Consider the following 23,861-nt stretch of genomic DNA (forward strand, 5'->3'; position numbering starts at 1 on the left):
AGCCCCCCCTTGCCCTGAGCACACGTCAACGCACATCGATCGATGGCCCCTTGGGTCCCACTTCCATCGCTTGAACCGTCATATCCAGCATCAGCCCTCTGCGTGCAGCGCGCTGCGCATCGCGAATGGCATCCGCCTGGTCGATCCTGGCCCCTTCGCTCAGCGCTTCATCGTCAAGCACCGTTTCAAGCTGCCTTCTGAACGGCAGGTCGACCGCAGCGAATCGCTCAGGATGAGAACGCTCCAGGTGCGCCTGCCAGAATTCACGGTCAACCATGGAGCGGGCAACCTCTTCCGGGGTTTCTGCATCCCGCACCGCAGCCTCTGCTTCTGCCAGGTCCGCATCCAGGACGCCTGAGATCGCCAGGAAGCTCATTTCTCCCACCTGCAGCGGCAAGTCGAGACGCTCCCTCAGCCCGACCCTGAAAGCCAGCCCCACCTCGCTTCCTTCCAGCGTCCTGCCATGTTGTAGCGCCCATCGGGTAGCGAACCTGTCGACTGCATCCTGGCGCCATAAACGTCTGCCCAGGTCTAGCAAGGCGCGTTCGCTTTCTCCCTGGGCCGCGTGCTCGACCTGCCAAACCAGCAAATTCAGTTCAAGGTTGCTCAAGCACCAGGTTGCACCGTCCTGGCACCCCCACTCATCATTGGCCACTGACAGCAAGTTCTGCCGCAGCTCTGGCGTAATGGCCATCGCTTGCAATACCGCCATGACCCGATTGCCCAGTGCACGCGCATTGACACGAAAGTCTTCGGACAGCAACAACTGGCGAAGCACACGGAAAAAACGCTCGGCGTCCTGCCCTGAATCCAGCGAGTCCCAGGCAGCAAGCATCAAGCCGCGATGCTCCGGAGCCACGGCATCCCCCCATACTTCACGCGCGTGCTGCAGCCGCAGAAGCACTTGCTCCTCGTCGAGGGCCGGATCGACGCTACTCAACGAAGCCTGCAAGCGTAACGTCTGGGCCTCGCCCAAGGGGTTCGCATTCAAGCGGAACCGCCGCCGCTGCCACACGGGCAACTGGTAGAAACCCTCTGGAATGTGCCTGATCCGGTTATCCCGCAAGTCAACGGATACCAACTGAGCGTTGTCGAACACGCCCAGTGGAAACTGCGAGATCTGTGTGTCGCGCAAGTTCAGCCAACGCAATTCAGCCAAACCCGCCAACGTGAACCTACTCCCCAGAGGGTTGTGGGACAGGTCGAGAGACTGCAGGTTCGTGCAACTGGCCAGTGTGGCGGTTTGTGCAATGTTCAGGACGATCCGGTTGTTGGTCAGGCTCAGATGCCGCAACTGCGCTATCTGCAGCAACGGCTGCGGAAGGCGCGTCAACAGGTTCCCACCCAGATCGAGGGTTTGCAGGTTAGGGAAGGCCAGCAGCAGGCTGCTGGGCACCTCCAGAAGGTCAAGGTGCAGCAGCGACAGGCTGGTCACACCTCTGAAGCAGACCTGTGCGGGTATGTTGGGCAAGCCGCTCGATCTGAAATTGCAGAACATGACGTGGAGGTTTTCCTGTGCATTGATCTGCAGTTCCCCCACGCCCACCGACCGCCGCCAGCAATTGAACAACGTCTGGCGTAAAGCCTCTCGATCTTCCCTGACGTCACCCTGCCCTCGTGCCACCCAGGTATTCAGTGTGGCGCGAAGCACCGCGAACTCATTGCGAAGGTCAGCCAGTACGTGTTCAATCTGATGCCCTGAACGCCTGGCGTCATCGGCGAAGGTCTCGACCTGCTCATCACTCAACCACGGAAAGAGATCGCGCAGCGTTGCCCTCAGGGCACTGCCCCTTGATGCAAAACCACTTACTCCGCCACCACCCAGCGGGTAGCCAATACGTCCATCGGCCAAGCGCATGGGCCCTCGGACAGCACCTGGGCGTACCGCGCCAAGCAAACGACTGAGCTCATCACGATGGCGTGCCGCTTCGCGCGCCAGCATCACCCTGAGGTTGTGCGCGAATGGATCGCCGATCCCCATCGCCTGCCGTTGCCCTTCGGTATAGGCTGGCGCCATGACGTCAAACAACTCACCTGCCTCACCCAGCGCCGTGCCCTGGCCGCCATGCAGTTGAAACCTGCCGTTAACGTACACCAGATCGAACGCCCGCGGCCCTTGCTCGGTCTTCGCCAGTATCGGCCCGCCCAGGCAGCCTTCGTACAGGCGCCAGCGCACACCTTGTTCGCCTCCGGGTAGATACCGCAGCATGCCCAAGGCCACCCGTGCCAGGTCTGCATGCTGCGGCGTATCAAGGTACAACGCTTCAAATACGCGAGCCTGGCGGGTAGCCAGCACACTGCCCCTTGCCGCCTCGGCCAGCCCCAGTGCAACCCTTCCGCTGGACAGCAGCCGCATGCGATCCACGCTGCTGGCGGCCTGTACCAGTGCTTGCGCAGTGCGCGCGCTCAGCCCCGGGAAGACCCGGCGCAGCACTGCGCTGCCAGGGGTGTCGCTGGGCTGCAAGGCTTCGAAAAGGTGCTGCAGCAGTGTTCGGCGCTGCGTCCATGCCAACGCTGCCAATGCCCGATCTGTCAGGCCACTCGCGCCTGGCAGGCGCCGAGCGTGATCGAGCACTGTTGTATCTTCTACCGGCTCGCCACTGCGCAAACGGCCAATCATGCTGCGGATGCGTTGATCAAGCCTGACCCGCGCCACGCTGTCGATCATCCCGGGGCTCGGTGCCTGGGCGTGTACATGCAGGCCACGCAGGTCGTCGCCATCAAGGCCGTGGAACAGCAGAACCTGATCGATCTGTTCGTCATTCAGCCCATTGAAGGGTTCGCCCAAACGCCGGAACATGCGGTATCTGTCAGTCCACCGAGCCGGTTGCTCGCTCCACACCCGCCAGGCACCTGCGCCATTGTGGCGCAGCAACGGTCCGTGGCCGTCGACCGGATACAACTGCCATTGATCATCACCCGCCTCTGTCACGCGATAGTGATGCCCGTCCATTTCGATCCAGGCCAGCCCGTCCTGACGTCGAATACCCAAGGCGTCCGGGCTTGAGACTGCAACGGGTGCCTGGATTTGAAACGGGGTCATGTCTTGTTGCCAGAGTTTCTCAGTGCCGTCCTCCAGCCGCGCCGGCACCATGGCATCGACCTTCGCAGAGCGTGCCCAAACCCGTCGAGCCACACCCACCCCGGCTACCGTGGTCGCAAGCAGGGCAAGGTCTGTCGCCACATGGGTCAAATGGTCGAGCGCCTCCTGGCGATCGCCTTCCTGCCAGGCCTCGACGCCATGGTAGACCTCACCCAGCAGTTCAAAGGCCGTCACGGCCAGCAGCGCCAGGCCAACCCCAGGCACAAAGAAGCTGGCCAGGTTGAGCAGCGCCCACCCTTCGGCTGCAAGGCGCAGGTCATGCTGGCGCTGAACCTCACGATCCAGCCTGGCCACAGGGACCGCGATCATCGCCGCATCGTCCTTGATCTGGTGGATACGTGCCCGTGCCAGGCTGATGAACAACGGCTGCGGGTAAGCCTGCAAGCGCGGTTCGAGATCGCGAAAGGCCCAGCTCGGCAGGTCATCGAAGCGCTCCGCGACCTGGGCGAAAAAAGCCTGGCTGTCACGCCGCAGCACGAAGCGGCTGAAAAAACGCTGATAGGCCTTGTCTCGCAAGCAACGGCCCAGTTCGCGGTTCAGTTTGTCGATGCTCTCGAACGCGCGCCAAGGCGAAAAAGGGTCCCCAGGCACGTAAAGCAACACCCGACGCGTCGTGTTGAACAGGACGCCCTGCTCAATGACAACGAACACGGTCACCTGCTCGATCTGGCAACCCAGCAATTTAAGTTGCCTGGCCAGCACAAGGTCGCCCGCCAAGCGCGGCAGCTCCCCCTTCTCGCACACAGCCACCATCACATTGAGTTCGCTGGCATCCAGCGTTCCCTCCTGCCTGGCTTTGTAGGCGTCCACAAGCATGGTATAGCGCGTGGCATCTACAAGCTGCGATACCAGGCGCTCGGCACTGCCAGCGGGCGTGAGGATGGCATCCAGATGACGTTGATAGCACTCACCCAGGTCCAGCTCACGACACAGTCCGGCAAACTCGATGCTTGTAGGGGGTTTGACCGTGCCGTGGCGTGGAAGCAGCAGGCGGTTACCACGCGGCTGGCCACCTTCCTGCGCCTGGGCGGCCGTGAAGTTGCGCAATGCCACTTCGAGCAGCGGCTTTTCTTCATAGACCACGGCCGTCAGGTGCGCGCCCACCGGCTGACTGTTGATCACAGCTTCCCGGCGGCCCTCCAGAAACCTGAGCGAGTAAGGGTTACGGCCAAGCCCGTAACGCTCGTCGAGGGCCTTCCCCAGGGCTGATGCGACGAAACGGTCGATGCCCTCGATACCTCGCAGCACCGTGTTCACTTGCTCACAGCAGCGAAGGCTGTTTGACAATGCCCTGCCGATCTCAGGCAGTTGCTCAGCAGGTGCATGACGCAACCAGGGTGGAAGGCGCCTGCCGATGATGCCGTCCTGGAAGGCATCGATGGCGGCCTGCGCATCTGACGGCAAAGTGGTGTCCATAGCGGGGGCCTCTTCATGAAAAGAGGCCAGACTAGGTTGCCTGCTCCCCGCCAGGCGCTATATAGCTAATGCCTGCAATCAGACAACCGCCAACCCGCTAGCTGAGCGGACGCTGCACCGTATTCCGGTCCAGCGCCTCCAGCGTCAACTGCAGCAACACCGCATGCTCGCGTTGCTGATTGCGGATCTGCAGCCGCGCGATTTCCTCGTCCCGATTCCCCAGCGCCATCAGCCGTTCCAGCTCAGCGTGCATGGATTGGGGCACTTGCAAGCGAACCGCGGAGGCCTTGCGCAAGTAGTCCTGCCAGAACCACTGGCGTGACAGGTAATCAGCAATGCCCTCCCGAGTCTGTCGCGCCAGGATCCTTTCACGGGCCAGAAGAAGGTCCTGATTACTCAAGGCAGGGATCCCTGCATAAAGCATTTCACCGGGTTGGGCAGGCAAGTCCAGAGACTTGCGCAAGCCGATTCGATAGGCCAAGGCGAATTCGATCGATTCAGCACCCGCCCCCACCCGATAAGCATGTTCAGCGGCAATTTGCTCAAGCACCGCCAACCGCCACATCCGGGCACCGAGCTTCAGCAAGGCCCGTTCAGGCCGGGCAGATCCGCTGTGCCTCGTGCGCCATATCATCACTCGCAGTTCCAGGTCGGCGAAACGCGCGGTGGCGTTATCCTGGCAACCGGTCGCCGCTGCGTGCTCGAACAGCTCTTGCCTGAGGGCATCATGCTCAGACATCGCCTGGAGCATGTCGAACACACGGGCCGCCAGCGCGGATGCAGTCGATGAGAAACTGAAGGCGCCGGATTCTGTCAGCATCGACAGGGTATTGAAAAACTCTTCCGATTGCTCCTCGGCCTCCAGATGGGCCCACAGTGCCGCCATTTCATCTCGACGTTCGCCAGGCAACGCATCCAGAATGCGCAACCGGTAAGGCACGCGACTGGCCTCAAGCAAATGCCAGGTTGAAACCCCGTCATATGCTGCCCCCAGCGGATTGCCGGAAAGCTCGACCCTGCCCGAACGCCACAACTGCGACTGATGAAAACCCTCGGGCAGTTCAGAAATACGGTTGTCGCTGAGGTTCAGGGTGTGCAGTTCTGGCGCGTCCATCAGCCCGTAGGGGCACTCGGGTAACTGAGTGTTCGACAGGTAGAGGGCATTCAGCTCGATCATTGCCTGGACGGAAAATGCCCTGCGCAACGGGTTGTCCGAAAGGTTCAGGTACACCAGGGACCGGCAATCTGCCAAGACCAACGCCTGGCCTTGGTCGAGCGTGATCTGGTTACCAGACAAGTCGAGTACCTCCAGCCTCTGGACAAGCATCAGAGGCAATGGCAAACGCGTGAGTCGGCAGTTGGTGATTTCCAGGTTGCGCAAGTTGGGAAACGCCCGCAGAAACTCGTCCGGAACGTGCTCCACGCGCATGGCGCGCAAGGCCAGGATCGAGACGTGGGGAAAGCCCACTTGCGCGGGCAGGACCGGCAGCTGGCGCAAGCGGCTGATGGTCTGGGTCAGCATGAAGCGCCCGTCCTCCAGTGCTGCTTGCCCTTGCAATTCCGGCACAAGACAGCGCCAGCAGTTGATCAGCCCCTTTCTGAACTCACGCCGGGCGGCCAGTTCTGGTGACAGCAAGGCACTGCGTGCCCACTGGGTCAAGTGTCTCTTGAGCACCCCATATTGCTGCTCCAGCATAGATAACCTGGCCTGCGCGTCACCTGAGGCCAACCAGCGCCCGATCTGTTCGTCGGTAAAGGCCGGGTACAGGTCTCGCAACCGGGCCTGAAGCGCCCTTGGCCTGTTTCGCCCTGACGCCCCCCAGAGCCTGCCGCCCGCCATGGGGTAACCAATCCGGCCATCAGCCAGACGTTGCGGCGCGAGAAACGAGCCGCTCGGCTGTTCCAGCCTGAGCAGGTTCACCACGGTCTGGCGTTGGTCGAAAGCCACGTTGGCCAGCGCCTGGCGCAGCGCAGGCACAAAGGGCTGGCCTTGGCCGATGGCCGCTTGCGATGCGTCGTCATAGGCTGCGGCCAAGGTCTCGAACAACTCGCCCCTCTCACCGACAACCGTGTGCGTTCGGGCACGCAGGCGGAACAACCCATGACGATGAAGCAAGTCAAACGTCTGCGTCGATCCCTCGACCGTCAGTAACGGCTCGCTGGCATCACCGTCGTACAATCGCCACCCCGGCCCGCCAGCCCCCGGCACATGCACCAGCAGATTCAGGACCACACGCGCCAGGTCGAGGTTTTGCGGCGTATCGATGCACAGCGCCTCATACACACGCGCCATTCGGATTCGCGCAACCTGCAACCTTGCTGCCTCGGCCATCAGCAACGGCACACGCCCCGTCTCACGTAAAAGCTGCAGGTCATCCTCGCTGGCATCGCGCAGCACCTCATCCGCGGCCAAGCGGTGCAGGCTGGCAAAATTCTGCCGTAAGAGACGGCCCGTTTCCGTGTCGGGATTCTGCTCTTCGTACACCGCCTGTAGAAGTTCTCGTCGCCCGATCCAAGCCACATCGGCTAACGCTGCTCCGTCCTTGCCGGCGGCTTGTGGAAGGCGCATGACCCGCTCCAGCAGTTGCGGGTCTGCAGTTACACCGCCCTCGCGCAGCTGGTTGACCAACGTACCAATCCTGCCAGCGAGCCGCACGCGCGTGACGGTATCGACCAACGCTGCCTCCGGCGGTCGGCCATACACATGCCAAGCTCGCAGGTGCTGATCATCGAGGCCATGGATCACCAGCGACCGGTCGATCTGCGCATCGTCAAGGTCGCTGAAGGGCCCGCCCAGGCGGCGGAACAACTGACGTGTGTCGCCCCACTCGGCGGGCTGCTCGCACCACAGCCGCCAGGCACCGGCCCCATTGTGACGCAGCGGCGGCGCATAGCCCTGATAAGGGAGCAATTGCCACTGTTCATCGTGGTCGTGCCAGGTCATCTCATACCAGTGCCCGTCCATGCTGATCCAGCGGCGCTCGCCCAGGCGGTGCATACCCTCCATGTCCGGCTCCGCCGTGTCTGGCGGGCTTTCGCAGCGATAGGGGCTGAGGTCTGCGTTCCACAGTTTTTCCCCACCGTTTTCCAGCTGCGCGGGTACCAGCTTGTCCACCACGCTCCAGGCGCGCCGGGCCGTGGCAACGACGGCAACGGTTGCCCCGACAGCCAGCAGCCCCTTGCCTACATTCAGCAGGTGCGCCAGTGCCGCATTGCGTTCGTTGTCCTGCCAGTCCCCTACAGCCTGGAACGTCTGCTCAAGCAGTTCCCAGGCCATCACCCCCAGCAACACCGCGCCGATGCCCGGAACGAAGAACCCTGCAACACCCAACAGGGTCCAGCCTTCAGCACGCAAACGGCGGGCGTGTTCGGCCTGGACCTCGCGATCGAGCAAGGCCACGGGCGGGGCGATGACCGCAGCATCGTCCTTGATCCGCGCAATCCAGTCGTCAGCAAGGTGTTCGAACAGTGGCAGGCGATAGGCAAAGGTCTGCTCATCAAGGTCCCGGGTTGCCCAGCCGGGCACGTCATCGAGGCGCTCACTGACAGCCGAGAAGAATCGCTGGCTATCGCGCCGGCGCACGAAGCGGTTGAAGAAACGCCGGTAGTCATCTTCGCGCAGGCGTTTGCCAAGCACCCGGCGGGCGTAATCTTCCAGGTCGCTGCGCACGCTCCAGGGGCCGCGCGGGTCACCCGGCACATAGACCAGCACGCGCTTGCTGGTGTTGAACAACACGCCCGCGTCGATCACGTCCAGCACGACGATCTCCTGCAAGCGGCAGCCGAACAACGCCAACTGTCGCACGCGAACCGATGCGCCTTCGAGCTTGCCGAGCGTGTCCTTGGTGCACAGCGCCACCACCCACTGCAGTTCGTCTGCGCTCAATACGCCCTGCGCCCTGGCTTGCAGGGCATCCACCAGCATGCTGTAGCGTTGCCGGCGTGTCAGCAATCCCCTGACTTCGGGCTGGAGTACCGAATCCAGATGCGCCTGGTATTTCTGCCCAAGATCCAGCGCTCGACACAGCCTGGCGAAGCCCGTTGCAGACAGTTCACGACGCTCTGCGCCGCGCACGCTCACCAGACAATTGCCCTGTGGCTGGTCGCGCTGCTGTTCCGCGGTGAAATTGCTCAAAGCGGCTTCGAGCAGAGGAATGTCGTAGTAGTCGCTACCGACAACCGGAAGCCGACTGGTTACATAATGGATCGTGTGTGAGGGAAAGGTGTACCACTGGCGAAAGTACAGGCGATCGACGTCAAGGTCGCCGTGGGCACCGAGCGCCTGCTGCAGCAAGGGCTGGGTAAATGCATTCAGGTTGCGTAGCCGCGCCAGCGCTGACGACAAGCCTGCGCGGCAGGCCAGCAGTTCAGCCAGCGCCTCGCTCAGCAGGGTGAATTCGGCCATGCTCAGCCGCTTCATCCAGGCCGGCAGCCGCTGTGCGATGTAGTGATCCTGGCATGCTTGTGCCATGGCAAGGGTATCGACCACAGCCGATGGTTGACTGCTATTGTTCTGCATCTCTGCCTCCGCGACGACATGGAGGACCGAGTCTGAAGACTGTTGCGTCATGCTGACGCCTAGCTATCTACCACCCGTTCAGAACAGCAGTAACTGATGGTCGGTAAGGCGCGTGAAATCATCGCCGACAAAGGGCAGGATGGCGTCGGCCACCGGCATTAGCTGACGGCTGATGTAGTGATCGTAGTCGATCGGTGCCTGCAGGTTTTCCAGCGGTTCAGGCCCGGCGGTGGTGATCACATAGCTGATCCAGCCCCCTCGCTGATACTGCAGAGGGCGCTGCAGACGCTTGTTGTAGTCGTCGGCAAGGCGTGCGGCACGCACATGCGGCGGCACGTTGCGCTGGTAATCGGCCAGCGGGCGACGCAGGCGCTTGCGATAAACCAGCAGTTCGTCCTGCTCGCCCGCCAACGTGCGCCGCACATACTCGCGCACGTAATCACGGTAGGGCTCGCTGCGGAACACGCGGCCGTAGAGTTCCTGCTGGAACTGCCGGGCCAGCGGTGACCAGTCGGTGCGCACCGATTCCAGGCCCTTGTAAACCATTTCTTCATCACCGTCGGGCCGCTGCACCAGGCCGGCATAGCGCTTCTTGCTGCCTTCGTCGGTACCGCGGATGGTGGGCATCAGAAAGCGCCGGTAATGCACCTCGAACTGCAACTCGAGGGCGCTCTGCAGGTTCATGGTCTCGTGCAGATGGGCTTGCCACCATTGGTTGACCTTTGCCACCAGTTCGCGGCCTATGCGCGCCGCGTCTGCCTCGGCATGGGCGCCCTTGAGCCAGACGAAGGTGGAGTCGGTGTCCCCGTAGATCACATCGTAGCCGCACGCCTCGATCAGGGACCTGGTCTGGCGCATGATCTGGTGGCCGCGCATGGTGATCGACGACGCCAGGCGCGGGTCGAAGAAACGGCAACCGCTGGAGCCAAGCACTCCGTAGAAGGCATTCATGATGATCTTCAAGGCCTGTGACAGCGGCGCATTGCCCTCGCGCTTGGCCGCTTCCCTGCCCTGCCACACCCGTTCGACGATGGCTGGCAGGCAGTGCTGTGTGCGTGAAAAACGCCCACCGCGAAAGCCCTCGACCGAATGTGCGTCGTCAGGCTGACGCAGGCCTTCGATCAGCCCTACCGGGTCGATCAGAAAGGTACGAATGATCGACGGGTACAGGCTCTTGTAGTCCAGCACCAGCACCGAGTCGTAAAGCCCTGGCCGCGAATCCATGACGAAGCCGCCGGGGCTGGCTTCGTCTGGGCGGCTGCCAAGGCTGGGCGCGACGAAGCCAAGGCGGTGCATCTGTGGAATGTACAAGTGACAGAACGCGGCTACCGACCCACCGCTGCGGTCCACGGCCAACCCCGTCACCGACGCACGTTCGAGCAGGAAGTCGAGCAGCCGGGTATGGGCGAAAATGCGCGTGACCAGTTCGCAGTCCTTCAGGTTGTAGCGCGCCAGGGCCGGTTTGTCTTCGGCGAAGCGGCGATTGATTTCGTCCATGCGTTGGTACGGCGTGTCGATGGACTTGCCTTCACCCAGCAGGGTCTGGGCAACGTTCTCCAGGCTGAACGAGGGAAAACTCCAGGTAGCCGAACGCAGCGCCTCGATGCCATCGATCAGCAGCCGCCCCGGCGCATCGGCGAAGACATGGCCGCCACCGGCATGGCTGCGCAGGGTCATGACCGCACCGTTGCGCCCCAGGGCCAGTGGCACCTGCAACGACTTGGCGTGCTCATGCAGCAGGCGCAGGTCGAACTGCACCAGGTTCCAGCCAATGATCGCGTCCGGGTCATGCCTGGCCATCCACTGGTTGAGCCGGGTGATCAAGGCGGCGCGATCGGCGCAATACTCCAGGTCGAAGTCAAGCCCGCTGGCATCGCCGTTGGCCGGGCCGAGCATGTACACCTGGCGCTGGCCACAGCCCTCCAGCGCGATGCTGTACAGCTCACCACGCTCGCTGGTCTCGATATCCAGCGACACCAGGCGCAGCGCCGGGCGATAGCCTGGTAGCGGCCTGAGCTGGGCTTCCCGGTAAACGCCCTGCGCATCCGGCTGGCCAGTGAACTGCACCGGCGCCGTGATGAAGCGCTCCATGAGGTAACGCTCCGGCGGCCGGATATCGGCCTCGAACACGTCGATACCGGCCGTACGCAGACGCTGCTCCAGTTGCATCAATTGGCGATGCTGGCGGGTATAGAGGCCGAGCATCGGGCGATGCTCGAAGTCCTTCAGACGCAGTGGCTTGAGCTGGGTCCCGGTTTCGTTGGCCAGCAGCACACGGGCATGCTCGGCCTGCGCCTGAGGAATGAAGGCCACCGACTCCTGCGCCGCCAGCCGCAACAGCCGCGGCCCGGCATCGGTGGCCAGCCAGAACTCCACGCAGGTGCCTTCCGGCGTATCGTGCCAGTGCCGGGTCAGGACAAAACCCTGCTGCAACTCCACTGCGTCGACCTCTGGATTGTCTGTAGATGGCGTTATTCTACCTGTGTCGTGCCTGGCATGAGTGTTTTAGCGCCACCCCGCCACAAAACCGCTCCTGCGCCCGGCCACGGCCAGCAGCCAGGCCAAGGCGATCAACACCAGCACCACCCCGCCAAACCACTCAACGCCCGCCCCAGCCAGCAGCAAGCCGCCAATGATCCCGCCCAGGGCAATGGCGCAGTTCCACACCGTCACCAGCATCGACTGCGCTACGTCACCACCCGGGCCTGCGGCGTCGGCGCACGCTGTCTGCAGCAGGGTCGGGGCACCACCATAGGTCATTCCCCACAAGGCGATGCTCAAGTACACAAGCCACGACGATGCCTGCCCCAATGCCAGCGTGGCCAAGGCAAAACCGGCCAGGCTCAGCAACACCAGCTTGCGCAGGTGCCGGTCGACCAGCAGCCCTACCAGGCCGATCCCGGCCAGCGCCGACAGACCGAACACCATCAGCACAGGGCCAATGTCCGCAGCCATGCCGGCTGCCGCCAGCAACGGCACGATATAGGTGTAGAGAATGTTATGGCCAAGGATCCAGGTGAGGATCACCAGCAATACGATCAACACCCCCGGCGTGCGCAATACCTGCATGGCCGCCGGGCGCTTGCCGGCAGCCTGCCCCGGGTAGTCCGGTACGGATCGCAACACCCATACCACCAGCAGCGACGCCACCAGCGTGACGACCACGAACGTCGCGCGCCAGCCCAACCCTGCCCCCAGCCAGGTCGCAATCGGCAAGCCGAGCGACAAGGCAATCGGCTGCCCGAGCATGGCCAGCGCCATGGCCCGGCCCTGCAACGGTACCGGCACCATGCGCCGGGCATGGCCAGCGATCAGGCCCCATGCCAGGCCGGCCGCAGCCCCCGTGAAAAAGCGCAGCACCAGGGTCAGCGTGTTGGAGTTCGACAAGGCCGTCAGCCCGTTGAACAGCACGAAGCCGATGATCGCCAGCAACAGCGCCCGGCGCCGATACCAGCCTTGGGTCAACGTAACCAACGGGATGGCGGTCAGTAACGAGCCCAAGGCATACGCCGTGACCCATTGCCCAGCCATGGCCTGGCTGATGTGCATACCATCGGCAATCTGGTCGAGCAGACCCGCAGGCAGGGTTTCGCTGAGAATGGCGATGAAACCGGTCATGGCCAGCGCCAGCAGCCCGCCAACGGGCAGACGTTCGTTGCTGGCGGCCAGCAACGGTGGGGAAGATGTCTGGGACATTGCAAACGCCTTGAGTGGGAAACGAGGCGGACAGTCTGCAAGACCAGGCCATTGCGGAAAAAGACGGTTACAATGCCGCTCACCCAGGACATCAGCGTCCGCAATCAGGAGTGGGACATGGACAGCCTCAGCGGTTTCGTGGTCTTCAACCGGGTGGCCGAAACACGCAGCTTCGTTGCCGCCAGCCAGTCACTGGGGATCAGTGCCTCGGCAGTGGGCAAGCGCGTGGCGCGCCTGGAAAGCCGCCTGGGCGTGCGCCTGTTCCACCGCAGCACGCGCAGCATCACCCTCACCGCCGAGGGCACGATGTTCCTCGAACGCAGCCGGCGCATCCTTGCCGAAATCGAAGCTACCGAGCAGGAGCTGTCGCAGGCCAGCGAAACCCCACGCGGGCGCCTGCGGGTGAGCATGCCGCAGGTGACCAGACTGGTAATGCCGGCACTTGCCGAGTTCATGGCCCTGTACCCACAGGTTGAACTGGACCTGGACTTCTCCGACCGCATGGTGGATATCGTCGGCGAAGGCTTCGATGTGGTGATGCGCGGCGGGCAGCCGGCGGACTCTCGGCTCAGCGCCAAATTCCTGGGGCACTTTCAGCACCGTCTGGTAGCCTCGCCCGAGTACCTGCGCGAACGTGGCACACCCTTGCACCCACGCGACCTGGCGGCGCATACCTGCCTGCATTATCGCTTCCCCAGCAACGGCAAGCTGGAAACCTGGCCGCTGCGCCAGGAGCACCCCGAGCAAACCTATGACATCCCCATCTCGATGGTCTGCAACCACGTCGAAACACGCGTCTGCTTTGCCTTGAACCACCGCGGCATTACCTGTCTGCCGGACTTCAACGTGGGTCGTGAACTGGGCAATGGCTCACTGGTCAGTGTCCTCGACGACTTCATGGAACGGCGCGGCAGCTTCTACCTGCTGTGGCCGTCCGGGCGGCAGATGCCGCCAAAGTTGCGGGTATTCATCGATTTCATGCTCGATCGGGTGTTCAACCGTACAGGTAGTTGATGTCCTTGTAGGCCAGCGGCGGTACCTGGCCGAGCAGGAAGTCACGCAGCTTGTGCATCTGCCGCGCTTTTGGGCTGGCCTTGAGCCAGGTCATGTAGTAACCGTCGCCGGTGGCCACGGCATGCTTGAAAGGCGTGACCAGGCGCCCGGCGGCCAGGTCGGTGCTGGCCAGTACCAGATCGACCACTGAAATACCCAAGCCTTGCTGGGCGGCCGATATGCCCTGGTCGAGGGTATCGAACACCTGCCCCTGGTCGATGCTGATGTCCAGCGCATCCATTCGCGCCAGCCAACGCCGCCAGTCACGCCGGTCGGGTGACGGGTGCAGGAACTCGCATCGGGGCAGGTCGGACAGTTGCGGTTGCACCTGTGACATGTAATCCGGATGACATACCGGGATCAGCCATTCATCGAAGAGCTTGAAGCTCTCGATATCGGCGGGAAAACGCCCGCTGGCCAGGAGAATGGCGCAATCGTAGGGCTCGGAATAGAAGTCCACACTGTCGATATCCATCCACACGCTGGACAGTTGCACACTGCAGTTGTCCTCGACCTTCTTGAACGCATCCAGCGCCCGCAGCAGCCAGCGCACCGTAAGCGTGGAAGGCGCCTTCAGGCGCAGGCCGTAGCGATCCTGACGCAGCAGTGCGCAGGCATTTTCGATGATCTTGAAGCCGACCTTCAGCTCTTGAGCCAGCAGACGGCCGTGTTCGGTCAGGCTCAGCTTGGGGCCCCGACGCTCGAACAGGTCGCAGCCGAACAGGGCTTCGAGGGTCTTGATGTGGTGGCTGACGGCGCCCTGAGTCAGGGCCAGCTCTTCAGCCGCACGGGTGAATGAGCCATAGCGAGAGGCCACCTCGAAGGCACGCAACGCGTGCAAGGCCTGAATCCGTTCCGACATGGCGGTGTCCCGAGCATGAGTAAGACTAATAGTAGGTCATAACTCCACGCGTTTTACAACGTCAAGAGCGTCTCGGAAAATGCAGGTAAATAACAAACATAACCAAGATCCTGCCTGCATGTGACTGGAACGTTCACTTAAATCAACGCCTGGGGAAATCATGTTTACGGGATATGGAAATTGCTATCGCCTGGATGCGCTGGAGCTCGCCACTGAACATGGTTACAACATGCAACATTGGACGTTCAAAACCATAGAACACTTTCGCAGTATTCTCGCCAACCCCGAATTCCCCTGCCTGTTCGGCCGCAAGGCGGTAAACGGCGAAACCTGCCATATTCTCTTCGCCCGCGCCGAGCAACTGGCTGATGATATCGCACAGGGCCTGGCCAATTATGTGCGCACCGTCGCACCGATCGCCCCCAAGCAGCGCATCGGCAGCCCTTTGGTGGTGTTTCTCGAAACCGCAGCCGGCAGCAGCCTGGCCGAGCAGCAGGCCTTGGCCTGGAAGGTACTGCGCGGCGTGCATGCGCGCGACCCGCACCCTTGGCCTCAAGGCATCCCGACCGATCCCGACGATACCGGCTGGTCGTTCTGCTATGCCGGCATGCCGCTGTTCATCAACATGAACTTCCCCGGCCATCAGCAGATGAAAAGCCGCAATCTGGGCCAGCACATCACCTTCGTCATCAACCCGCGGGAGAACTTCGACGAAGTGGCCAACGCCAACACCGAGAGTGGCAAGCGCATCCGCGAGCGCATTCGCGAGCGCGTGCATCACTACAACGACGGCGTTGTGCCCGACACCCTTGGCTTTTTCGGCGATACCGACAACTACGAGTGGAAGCAGTATCAACTGCAGGAGACAGGCTCGCTCAACCCGTCACGCTGCCCGTTCCACGCCCATGCCGCACACCAGGCGACACCCGACATACTGATCGAGAACTGACCGTGAATACCGCACTCACCGCCACCTACGCCCTCACCGTGCTGCTACTGATCGCCACTCCCGGCCCGGTGGTGGCACTGATCGTCAACACTGCGGCCGCCTCCGGCTCGCGCAAGGCCATGTTCACCGCCGTCGGCACCAACTGGGCATCACTGGTGCTGATCGGCGCGGCAGCCTGGATCATCCTCACCAGCGCCGCCATCGACAAGGCATGGCTCAGCACCATGAGCCTGCTGGGCTGCCTGTTCATCGGCTACATTGCCATCGGCACGCTGAGGGACGCCCTGCAGGCACCCGCGTCAGACGCGACGAGCGAGGCCCCCAAGGCTGGGCGCGGCGGGCTGATGCAAGGCTTCATGGTGGGCATTTCCAACCCGAAAGACATCATTTTCTTCATCGCTTTCTTCCCGCAGTTCATCCAGATCACCGAATCGTTCGGCAAGAGCATGGTGGTGCTGTCGCTACTGTGGGTGGCCATCGATTTCGCCGTGCTCAGCCTGTACATCTTCGCCATCGGCAAGATCGCTTCGCAGCGCAGCAACCGCCTCATCAGCCTGGCCTCGGGCGTCGCCCTGCTGCTGATCGCCGGCGGCGGCCTGCTGTACAACCTCAAGGAACTGGCGGCCTGAACCTGCTGCTAAGCACCCGGCATCAGCGAAGGAGAGACCATGACCACGACTGACACGCGCCCGTCTCCTTCGCCGCTGCAGCAGGACTACCAGCGTTTTCTCCTGCTGGGCAGTCGCCGTGCACCCTATACCCTGCATGTGCACGAAACCGGCTACCGCTCCGGCACCATCAACACCGATGCCCTTGGCTTGCGTTACAGCCATTGCGCCGGCAAGCGCTTTTCAGCGGCCGAGCACGGTGGTGCGTCGCGCATCAACCTGCTGGTCGGCGGCTCCACAGCCCTGGGCATCGGCGCCAGCTCCGACGAACACACCGTGGCCTCGCACCTGTCGATGCTCACGGGCGAAGTGTGGCTGAGCCTGGCCGGCTGCGGGCTCAATGCCAGCCAGGAATTGATGATGTTCCTGACCCACCAGCACCGCCTTGGCCAGCTTGGCCATGTGGTGGTGCTCAGCGGCCTCAACAGCCTGGCCCACGAAGCCCTGCGCGAAGTCCTCGCGGGGACCAACGACCCGCAGCACGCCAAGGCCTACCAGGCCTTTCTCAACAGTTTCAGCGAAGGCCTGCAGCCCTGCGCACCACCCCGTCGGCAGTCGCTGTGGCGGCGCATCGGCCAGGCGCTGGCCCCTCCCGTGGTCGCAGCTCCGGTCAGTTGGCCACTGTCGCCCCCGGAAAAACGACTGGCCCGTGCCGCCGACAACATCGGCCGTACCTTGCGCCAATGGGACCGCCTCCTGGCAGACAGCCACGCCACGCTCACCTTCATCCTGCAACCCTTGCTGCCCTGGTGCCGGGATACTCTGCCCGCCGGCGAGCAAGCCATGCTGACCGCGCTGCAGCAACAACCGGCGAACTTCGACCGGCTGCTGGAGGGCGCATTCGACAGACAGTTGCATTCGGCATTTTTCCGCCGCATCAAAAGCCAGGCCGACCCGGTGCCCTGCTACGACATGAACTGCATGCTCGACAGCTCGCCAGTGTTCAGCGCCGACCTGTTCATCGACCGCCTGCACCTGAACGATCTGGGCAACAATGCCTTGGCCAAGGTGATCACCGCCAAGCTTGGGCTGGCCCAGGAAAAACATGCGCAGCGCAAGGTCACGCCGATCAAGCTCGTCTGACAGTTGCCGGGTGGTCTTTCGGCAACCCCCCTTGGGTGGCTAGAATACGTCGTCGTTACGATTTGCCCGAGGCGCACGCTTGACCGCCATGAACACCGAAGCCGTCCTTCCGTACCTGGCCTCCCATGGGGTTTGCCTGTGAGCCTTGTGCGGCGCCTGCCCCCGCTATTGGCTGCGCTGATGCCGCTGGCCGCACAAGCGCTGGAGGTACGCATCGACCCTCATGCCGACTTGCTCTACCGGCAGGCCTTGCCGCTGCTGGAGCAGGCCGATGACCAGAGCGACGCTGCCAGCACGCTGCGCACAGCAGTGGGGCGTGACCCTGAGCTTAGCCGCCAGGGCCAGGCCATGGCTCACACCTTGCCGACAGCGGTTGCCCTGCTGAAAAAATCGGTAGCGCTTGGCCACCCGGTCGCACAGTACCGCCTGGCGTTGTACTACATGACGTACCTGCCCGCCGCGCAAATCCCGGAGGCCGCCTGCCCGTTGCTCGAAGCCAGCCTCAAACAGGGGTTTGCCGCGCCGGCGCCAGCCATCGCCACCTGGTGCCGGCCCTACAACGTCAGCAGCGAGTACCGTACAGCGCTGGAGGCCATCCCCAGCATGGCCACCGTGTACGCCCCCTACTACCCGCAACCGGCCACACGCCTGGCCTGCAACCGCAGCCGGCCACAAGGCCTGGAAATGTTGTGGGGGCGTCAGCGCGACTACCAGGCCGAGGTGTACCGCCTGCTTGGCGACCTCGACCCACAGCACCGCACGAGCCTGCTGCAGAAAGCCGTAGACATCAATGGCTGCGCAACGGCGCACCAGCTGCTGACCAGCCGCCCATAACCCAGGCTCATTCGGGGCCGCTTTGCGGCCCTGTTGTCAGGTGGCCACTGAGGTTGGGGCGAACACACGTCGGTCAGCAAGATCGTTCAAGCCATCCCCTGCACCGTCTGTCATGCTGGCCTGCCACGTAGCCGTAATGCAGCCATCATGCCCCACATCGCCCGCCAAGCCTTTCTTCACGGCGCCATTGCCATTATCCCGTTGTCCCTGGCCGTTGCCCCTTGGGGCCTGCTGGCCGGCTCCATGGCCATTGAGGCCAACCTCAGTGCCTGGCAAGGGCAAGGGCTGTCAGCCATCGTCTTCGCCGGTGCCGCGCAGTTGGTGGCCATTGGCATGCTCAAAGGGGGTGCCAACCTGGTATCTATCCTGCTCACCACCCTGCTGCTGACCTCGCAGCACCTACTGTATGGCCTGTCGATGCGCCCAGTGCTGTCCAGCCAGCCTTTGCGCTGGCGGCTCGGCCTGGGCTTTCTGCTGACCGACGAATTCTTCGCCCTGACCAGCCAGTACGACCAGCAGCAATTCAACCGCTGGTATGCCCTGGGGGTGGGCCTTACCTTCTACATCGCCTGGAACCTGTTCACCCTGGCCGGCATACTGCTGGGCCAGAACATTCCACACCTGGACCAATTCGGCCTTGATTTCTCCATTGTCGCCACTTTCGTCGCCCTGATCGCGCCGCTGGTACGCAACCTGGCCACCGTGGTGTGCGTAGCCGTGTCGCTGTTCTGTTCGGTGCTGTTCAGCTACTGGCACTGGGAAACCGCCCTGGTGGTCGCAGGCCTGCTGGGCATGAGCGCCGGGTTCATCTGCCAGAAATTTGCCGGAGCCCGCGCATGACCTGGATCCTGATTTTCGCCATGGGTGCCATCGTGTTCCTCAACCGCTACGCGTTCCTGGAGCCACGCCTGCCCTTGCGCCTGAGCTCGAATGCCCGGCAGTTTCTCGGCTTTGCCGTGCCGGGCATGCTCACCGCCATCTGCGGCCCGATCATCTTCATGGCTGACCACCAGCTCAACCTGAGCCTGCTCAACCCCTACCTGCTGGGCTCCCTTGTGGCCATCGCCCTGGTGCTGTTGACCCGCAGCGTATTGCTGAGCATGCTGGTGAGCATGTTGATCTTCTTCCTTCTGCGCAGCTGGCTGGCATGAGCATGCCCTTGCCCGAGCAGACACACCTCTGGCAGGCGCCAGCCCTTGGCGACGTCGAGATGCTGCACGCTCGCTACTATCAGCAGCGCTTTGCCCCGCATGTGCACGAGGGCTATGTATTCACCGTGATCGAGTCGGGCGCCCAGCGCTTCTGGCACCGCGGCAGCGAGCACCTGGCACCGGTCGGCAGCATGGTGCTGATCAACCCCGACGAACTGCATACCGGCGCTACGGCCCATGAAGCCGGCTGGCGTTATCGCGGCTTCTATCCCGAGCACGAGCGGGTGACCGGTGTGCTTGACGAACTGGAACTGGGCCGCCACGGCATGCCCAGCTTCAAGGACAGCGTGATCCATGACCCGGCCCTGGCCATCGCCTTCAGCCAGCTGCATCAGTTGTCCGAAGCCAGCGCCAGCGCCTTGCAGCAGCAGACGGCCTGGCGCCAGGCGGTGCTGGCCCTGGTCCAGCGGCACGGGCAGTGCGCCGAGCCTTCGGCCCCTGGCCACGAACCCCTGGCCGTAGCCCGCGCCCGCGAACTGCTGGAAAGCCAACTGGCCGACCCGCCCTCACTGGAAACGCTGGCGGCAGCAGTCAACCTGTCGCCGTTCCACTTCGCCCGGGTGTTCCGCCAGGCCACCGGACTGCCACCCCATGCCTGGCTGAAGCAACGCCGCCTGGCCCGCGCCCGCGAAATGCTGAAGCACGGCCTGGCCGCTTCGCAAGTGGCGTTCGACCTCGGCTTTGCTGACCAGAGCCATTTGAGCCGGCAGTTCAAGCAAGCCTATGGGGTGACCCCGGGGGCGTATCGGCAAGCCTGCGTTCACTCTGCCCTACGCGCGTGAAAGGGCGGCAGCGCCCTCTCGAGCATGCAGACCCGCCAGCAGCTACCAGATTGTGCAGTTGAGCACTTCAACAGGCACTTTCAGATCCCGAGCCTTGAATCCCTCGCACGGAACGAGCATCAACTTTAAACATGCTGTTTATAAGTAACGAGTTGTGACTGAGCCGCGGGAGCAGCCACTGGCAGCTGCCGCAGCGCGCCTTGTAAAGGTCGCAAGGGCCTGGCCAACCCTCTGCTACACTGACAAGGCTGAACGGAGGATCCTGCCATGTCCGAAAGAGAGCTCACCACCCTTCTGTCGCTGATGACCCAGCGCCAGGCCTGTCTGAGCAGTGCCTGCAAGGAGATTGCCGACTGGATCGACCGGCAGGGCGATGTGCCCGCCGCCGGCAAGATCCGCGCTAGCCTGAAGGCACTGGAGGCCGATGAGGCCCAGGTTCGAAAGACCCTGACGTCGCTGACCCTCGACAGACCGCTGCCGCGCTTTCGTAGCTGAAAGGCACAGTTGAAAAAGAAAAGGGCCGCTGAACGCGGCCCTTTGATCTGTCAGTGGTTCATGTGCATGTGATCATGCCCACCACCCGCTTCGGCGTTGAGTGCACGCACTTGTGCCTGAACTTCCAGGGTTTCCTTGGCGCCCTTGGCATCCTCGATGGTCAGGGTCAGTGGCACTTTCTCCCCTTCCTTCACCTGATTGTGCAGGCCCATCAGCATGACATGCAGGCCATTCGGGTCCAGGGTCACTGCCTTGCCGGCTGGCAACTCGACAGCCTTGACCTCACGCATGCCCATCACGTCACCGTTCATGGTCATCTCGTGCACCTGCACGGTCTTGGCCACGGGCGAAGCCACGCCCACCAGCTTGCTGTCGCTGCTGGCAGTCAGGACCATGAAAGCACCGGTAGACTGCTGGTGCGGCACGCTGGCACGCACCCAGGCATCACTCACGGTGGTCTGGGCCAGGGCCGGCAGCGCCAGCCCCATCAGTACCAGGGCAGTCAAACCGCGTTTGATCGGTTGCATCGACATTCAGCAGATCTCCATCAGGGTGACCAGATCTTCGGCGCATTCCTTGGCGTTCAAGGAATGGCCCAGGCTCAGGCGCAGGGTGCCACGTGTATCGTAGACGTAGCTGGTGGACGAGTGAGAAATGGTGTAGGTGTCTCCGGCCGGAACCTTCTCGTAGAACACCTTGAACTCCTTGGCCACGGCGGCAATTTCCTCGGGGGTGCCGGTCAGCGCGGTGAACGTCGGGTCGAAGGCCTTGAGGTAGGCATCGAGCACCTCGGGCGTGTCGCGCTCCGGGTCCAGGGTGATGAACACCACCTGGAACAGGTCGCGGTCGCGGCCCCTCAGCAGCTTGCGAATCTGCGCCGCACGCGCCAGCGTGGTCGGGCAGACGGCCGGGCACTGGGTGAAGCCGAAGAAGACCATCGGCATGCTGCCGTAGAAGCTCGACAGGGTGCGCACGTTACCTTGCGGGTCTTTGAGGCTGAACTTGCGCCCGAGGATTTCGTTGCTCATGTTCTTGCCGTACTTGAACTCGAGCCCCCGGGCCGGGCTGCAGCCTGCCAGCAGGCCAAGCCCGAGAACGCCCATGCCGGCGACAACCGAACGCCGGGTCAAAAGATCATTCATGAAACCATCCTTTACAGGGAAGGTGCCGGCCCTCGGGACGGGCCGGTCGAAAAACCGGGGCATTCTGGCATGACACCCAGAGGGGTTCTACCCGACCAACGCGGGGATGGCCTGCAGCCCTTTGAATACGGGCTGCGGCCTGTTGTCGCAGGGGTTGAAACCGTAACACTTTGTTGCTAAGGGAGCCGCCTTCAACTCAGTAGTAGGCGTTTTCTTTCTGGCTGTGGTCAGTCACGTCGCGCACGCCCTTCAGCTCCGGAATACGCTCGAGCAGGGTGCGCTCGATACCTTCCTTCAGGGTGACATCGGCCTGACCGCAACCCTGGCAGCCCCCACCGAACTGCAGCACGGCAATGCCGTCATCGACCACGTCCACCAGGCTCACCTGGCCACCATGGCTGGCCAGGCCGGGGTTGATCTCGGTCTGCAGGTAGTAGTTGATACGCTCGTTGATCGGGCTGTCTTCGTTGACCATCGGCACCTTGGCGTTTGGCGCCTTGATGGTCAGCTGGCCGCCCATGCGGTCGGTGGCGTAGTCGACCAGCGCGTCTTCCAGGAACGGCACGCTGACTGCATCCAGGTACGCGGTGAAGCTTTTCAGACCCACGGCGGTGTCGTCAGGCTTCTCTTCGCCCGGCTTGCAGTAGGCGATGCACGTTTCGGCGTACTGGGTGCCCGGCTGGGTGATGAAAATGCGAATGCCGATGCCGGGCGTATTCTGCTTGGAGAGCAGATCGGCCAGGTAGTCATGGGCGGCGTCGGTAATGGTTATAGCGCTCATGTAGGTTCCTCACAGACTTGCGGCCAAGTGTACGCCAACCCGGCCTTTGAACAAAGTCCTAGCAATTGACTCGGGAAAGCGCATATTCCGGGGCCGGCCCCCGTTGCGCCGTCAGCCAGGCCTGCATTCGCCGGTACAGGCCACGCTCCAGCCACTGGTAGCTGAACCACGACATTAGTCCAATGGACGGCACGCACAGGGCAAATGTCAGGAACGGGTTCAGCTGTAGCCGCTGGGTGGCGAACCAACCGGCATACAGCACCAGCACATGAATCAGGTACACCGAGTACGAACAGTCGCCAAGGGCCTTGAGCAGCCGATTGCCCTGGAACAGCGGCTCCATGGCCACGAAGGCCAGGACGATCATCGCGCTCGGCACCCCCCAGTACAGCAAGCGCTGGGACGCGTCCAGATAGTAGATCGCCAGGCCCGCCATCCCCAACAACGCCAGCGGCAACACCCTGCCCTGCCGGATCAGTCCGCGGCGATACAGTACGCCCACACCGATGCCCAGCAGAAACTCGTAGATGATGTCGTTGTTGTAGAAGCGGCTGACCACGCCCATGCGCCCCAGCCCCTCACTGACCAGCAACAGTGCGGCAGTCACCAACAGCAGGTGATGCCGTTGGCGTACCAGGAAGGCCAGGCCGAACAGCAGGTAGAAGAACATCTCGAAGTTCAGCGTCCAGCCCACGTTCAGGGTTGGGTACAGGCCATAACCACCGGGGTTTTCCGCCGGAATGAACAGCAGCGACAGGAACAGGTGCGGCCAGGCAAACGCCTGATGTGGCATCCATTGGCTGAATGCCAGCAGCAACATGGCCATCAGGGCGGTGTAGAACCAGTAGGCCGGGACGATGCGCAGCGCCCGATTGAGCAGGAACTGGCGCGGTTCGATGGCTTTGTCGCGGGTCGACAGGTAGATGACCAGCCCGCTGATGACGAAGAAGATGTCGACACCTACGGCGCCGCGGTCTGCAAGCAGTTGGCCGATGGGGCCGGTGGCGTGGAAGTCGAAGAAGATCTGCATGAAATGGTGGCAGACCACCACCCAGGCGGCGAACGCCCGCAGTGCCTGAAGCGAATACAGCATGGAATACCCTGCGCTTGGCGGTGCATTGAGGCCCGTATCGAGTGCAGAAGCCGGCGCCAGCCTTGATGGCAGCGCCGTACCTGTTGTAGGAGCGGGTTCACCCGCGAAGGGCTGCAAAGCAGCCCCCTTTGCAATCGATCAAGACCACCCACCCGTTCCGACCGCAAGGTACTC

General features: G+C 62.8%; 18 protein-coding genes. 9 read left to right on the forward strand and 9 right to left on the reverse strand.

Annotation, left to right across the window (positions count from 1 at the left end):
• Positions 1-25: 25 nt before the first annotated feature.
• The 4 genes from ACF8GF_RS06915 to ACF8GF_RS06930 all read right to left on the reverse strand — a co-directional run bounded on the left by ACF8GF_RS06915 (position 26) and on the right by ACF8GF_RS06930 (position 12,734).
• A complete protein-coding gene (locus ACF8GF_RS06915; protein WP_176683888.1) occupies positions 26-4,519 on the reverse strand; it encodes an NEL-type E3 ubiquitin ligase domain-containing protein in 4,494 nt (1,497 codons plus the stop codon).
• A gap of 97 nt (positions 4,520-4,616) precedes the next feature.
• On the reverse strand, positions 4,617-9,038 hold the full coding sequence (locus ACF8GF_RS06920) for an NEL-type E3 ubiquitin ligase domain-containing protein (protein WP_392488666.1): 4,422 nt from the start codon (positions 9,036-9,038) through the stop codon (positions 4,617-4,619).
• Between the two features lie 78 nt (positions 9,039-9,116).
• On the reverse strand, positions 9,117-11,477 hold the full coding sequence (locus ACF8GF_RS06925; RefSeq protein ID WP_392488667.1) for a DNA polymerase II: 2,361 nt from the start codon (positions 11,475-11,477) through the stop codon (positions 9,117-9,119).
• Between the two features lie 66 nt (positions 11,478-11,543).
• A complete protein-coding gene (locus ACF8GF_RS06930; protein WP_176683891.1) occupies positions 11,544-12,734 on the reverse strand; it encodes an MFS transporter in 1,191 nt (396 codons plus the stop codon).
• Positions 12,735-12,851: 117 nt separating this feature from the next.
• Here ACF8GF_RS06930 and ACF8GF_RS06935 point away from each other — a divergent pair, with 117 nt between their 5' ends.
• Entirely contained in the window at positions 12,852-13,748 is an 897-nt protein-coding gene (locus ACF8GF_RS06935) for a LysR family transcriptional regulator (protein WP_176683987.1), read from the forward strand.
• Here the strand turns inward: ACF8GF_RS06935 and ACF8GF_RS06940 are convergent.
• Positions 13,729-14,649, reverse strand: a complete 921-nt coding sequence (locus tag ACF8GF_RS06940) for a LysR substrate-binding domain-containing protein (RefSeq protein WP_176683892.1) — start codon at positions 14,647-14,649, stop codon at positions 13,729-13,731. The two genes, ACF8GF_RS06935 and ACF8GF_RS06940, sit on opposite strands and share 20 nt — an antisense overlap.
• Positions 14,650-14,809: 160 nt before the next feature.
• Between ACF8GF_RS06940 and ACF8GF_RS06945 the strand changes: the two genes are divergently transcribed.
• From ACF8GF_RS06945 to ACF8GF_RS06980, 8 genes are all read left to right on the forward strand, one after another.
• A complete protein-coding gene (locus ACF8GF_RS06945; RefSeq protein WP_176683893.1) occupies positions 14,810-15,598 on the forward strand; it encodes a YqcI/YcgG family protein in 789 nt (262 codons plus the stop codon).
• Between the two features lie 2 nt (positions 15,599-15,600).
• On the forward strand, positions 15,601-16,227 hold the full coding sequence (locus ACF8GF_RS06950) for a LysE family translocator (RefSeq protein ID WP_209964947.1): 627 nt from the start codon (positions 15,601-15,603) through the stop codon (positions 16,225-16,227).
• 39 nt (positions 16,228-16,266) lie between these two features.
• Positions 16,267-17,349, forward strand: a complete 1,083-nt coding sequence (locus tag ACF8GF_RS06955; RefSeq protein ID WP_176683895.1) for a hypothetical protein — start codon at positions 16,267-16,269, stop codon at positions 17,347-17,349.
• 138 nt (positions 17,350-17,487) lie between these two features.
• Positions 17,488-18,183, forward strand: coding sequence for a sel1 repeat family protein (locus tag ACF8GF_RS06960; RefSeq protein ID WP_176683896.1), 696 nt, complete (start codon positions 17,488-17,490; stop codon positions 18,181-18,183).
• Positions 18,184-18,330: 147 nt separating this feature from the next.
• Positions 18,331-19,023 carry an AzlC family ABC transporter permease gene (locus tag ACF8GF_RS06965; protein ID WP_176683897.1) on the forward strand — a complete coding sequence of 231 codons (693 nt, stop codon included), beginning with the start codon at positions 18,331-18,333 and terminating at the stop codon, positions 19,021-19,023.
• Positions 19,020-19,334, forward strand: coding sequence for an AzlD domain-containing protein (locus ACF8GF_RS06970; RefSeq protein ID WP_020193370.1), 315 nt, complete (start codon positions 19,020-19,022; stop codon positions 19,332-19,334). Before ACF8GF_RS06965 ends, ACF8GF_RS06970 begins: the two co-directional genes overlap by 4 nt.
• Positions 19,331-20,176, forward strand: a complete 846-nt coding sequence (locus tag ACF8GF_RS06975; protein ID WP_176683898.1) for an AraC family transcriptional regulator — start codon at positions 19,331-19,333, stop codon at positions 20,174-20,176. Before ACF8GF_RS06970 ends, ACF8GF_RS06975 begins: the two co-directional genes overlap by 4 nt.
• Before the next feature lie 267 nt (positions 20,177-20,443).
• Complete coding sequence (locus tag ACF8GF_RS06980) at positions 20,444-20,671, forward strand: hypothetical protein (protein ID WP_016393610.1); 228 nt, start codon at positions 20,444-20,446, stop codon at positions 20,669-20,671.
• 50 nt (positions 20,672-20,721) lie between these two features.
• Here ACF8GF_RS06980 and ACF8GF_RS06985 read toward each other — a convergent pair whose 3' ends face one another.
• The 4 genes from ACF8GF_RS06985 to ACF8GF_RS07000 all read right to left on the reverse strand — a co-directional run bounded on the left by ACF8GF_RS06985 (position 20,722) and on the right by ACF8GF_RS07000 (position 23,687).
• Entirely contained in the window at positions 20,722-21,204 is a 483-nt protein-coding gene (locus ACF8GF_RS06985; RefSeq protein WP_209964943.1) for a copper chaperone PCu(A)C, read from the reverse strand.
• Complete coding sequence (locus tag ACF8GF_RS06990) at positions 21,205-21,813, reverse strand: SCO family protein (protein ID WP_176683900.1); 609 nt, start codon at positions 21,811-21,813, stop codon at positions 21,205-21,207.
• A 196-nt stretch (positions 21,814-22,009) separates the two neighbouring features.
• The gene (gene nfuA / locus ACF8GF_RS06995) at positions 22,010-22,594 is read right to left on the reverse strand and encodes a Fe-S biogenesis protein NfuA (protein ID WP_003250416.1); all 585 of its coding nucleotides are present in this window, start codon (positions 22,592-22,594) and stop codon (positions 22,010-22,012) included.
• Between the two features lie 58 nt (positions 22,595-22,652).
• On the reverse strand, positions 22,653-23,687 hold the full coding sequence (locus ACF8GF_RS07000) for an acyltransferase (RefSeq protein WP_209964938.1): 1,035 nt from the start codon (positions 23,685-23,687) through the stop codon (positions 22,653-22,655).
• Between the last annotated feature and the right edge of the window lie 174 nt (positions 23,688-23,861).

It is taken from the genome of Pseudomonas sp. yb_5, assembly GCF_043103865.1.
Lineage (GTDB): Bacteria > Pseudomonadota > Gammaproteobacteria > Pseudomonadales > Pseudomonadaceae > Aquipseudomonas > Aquipseudomonas putida_Y.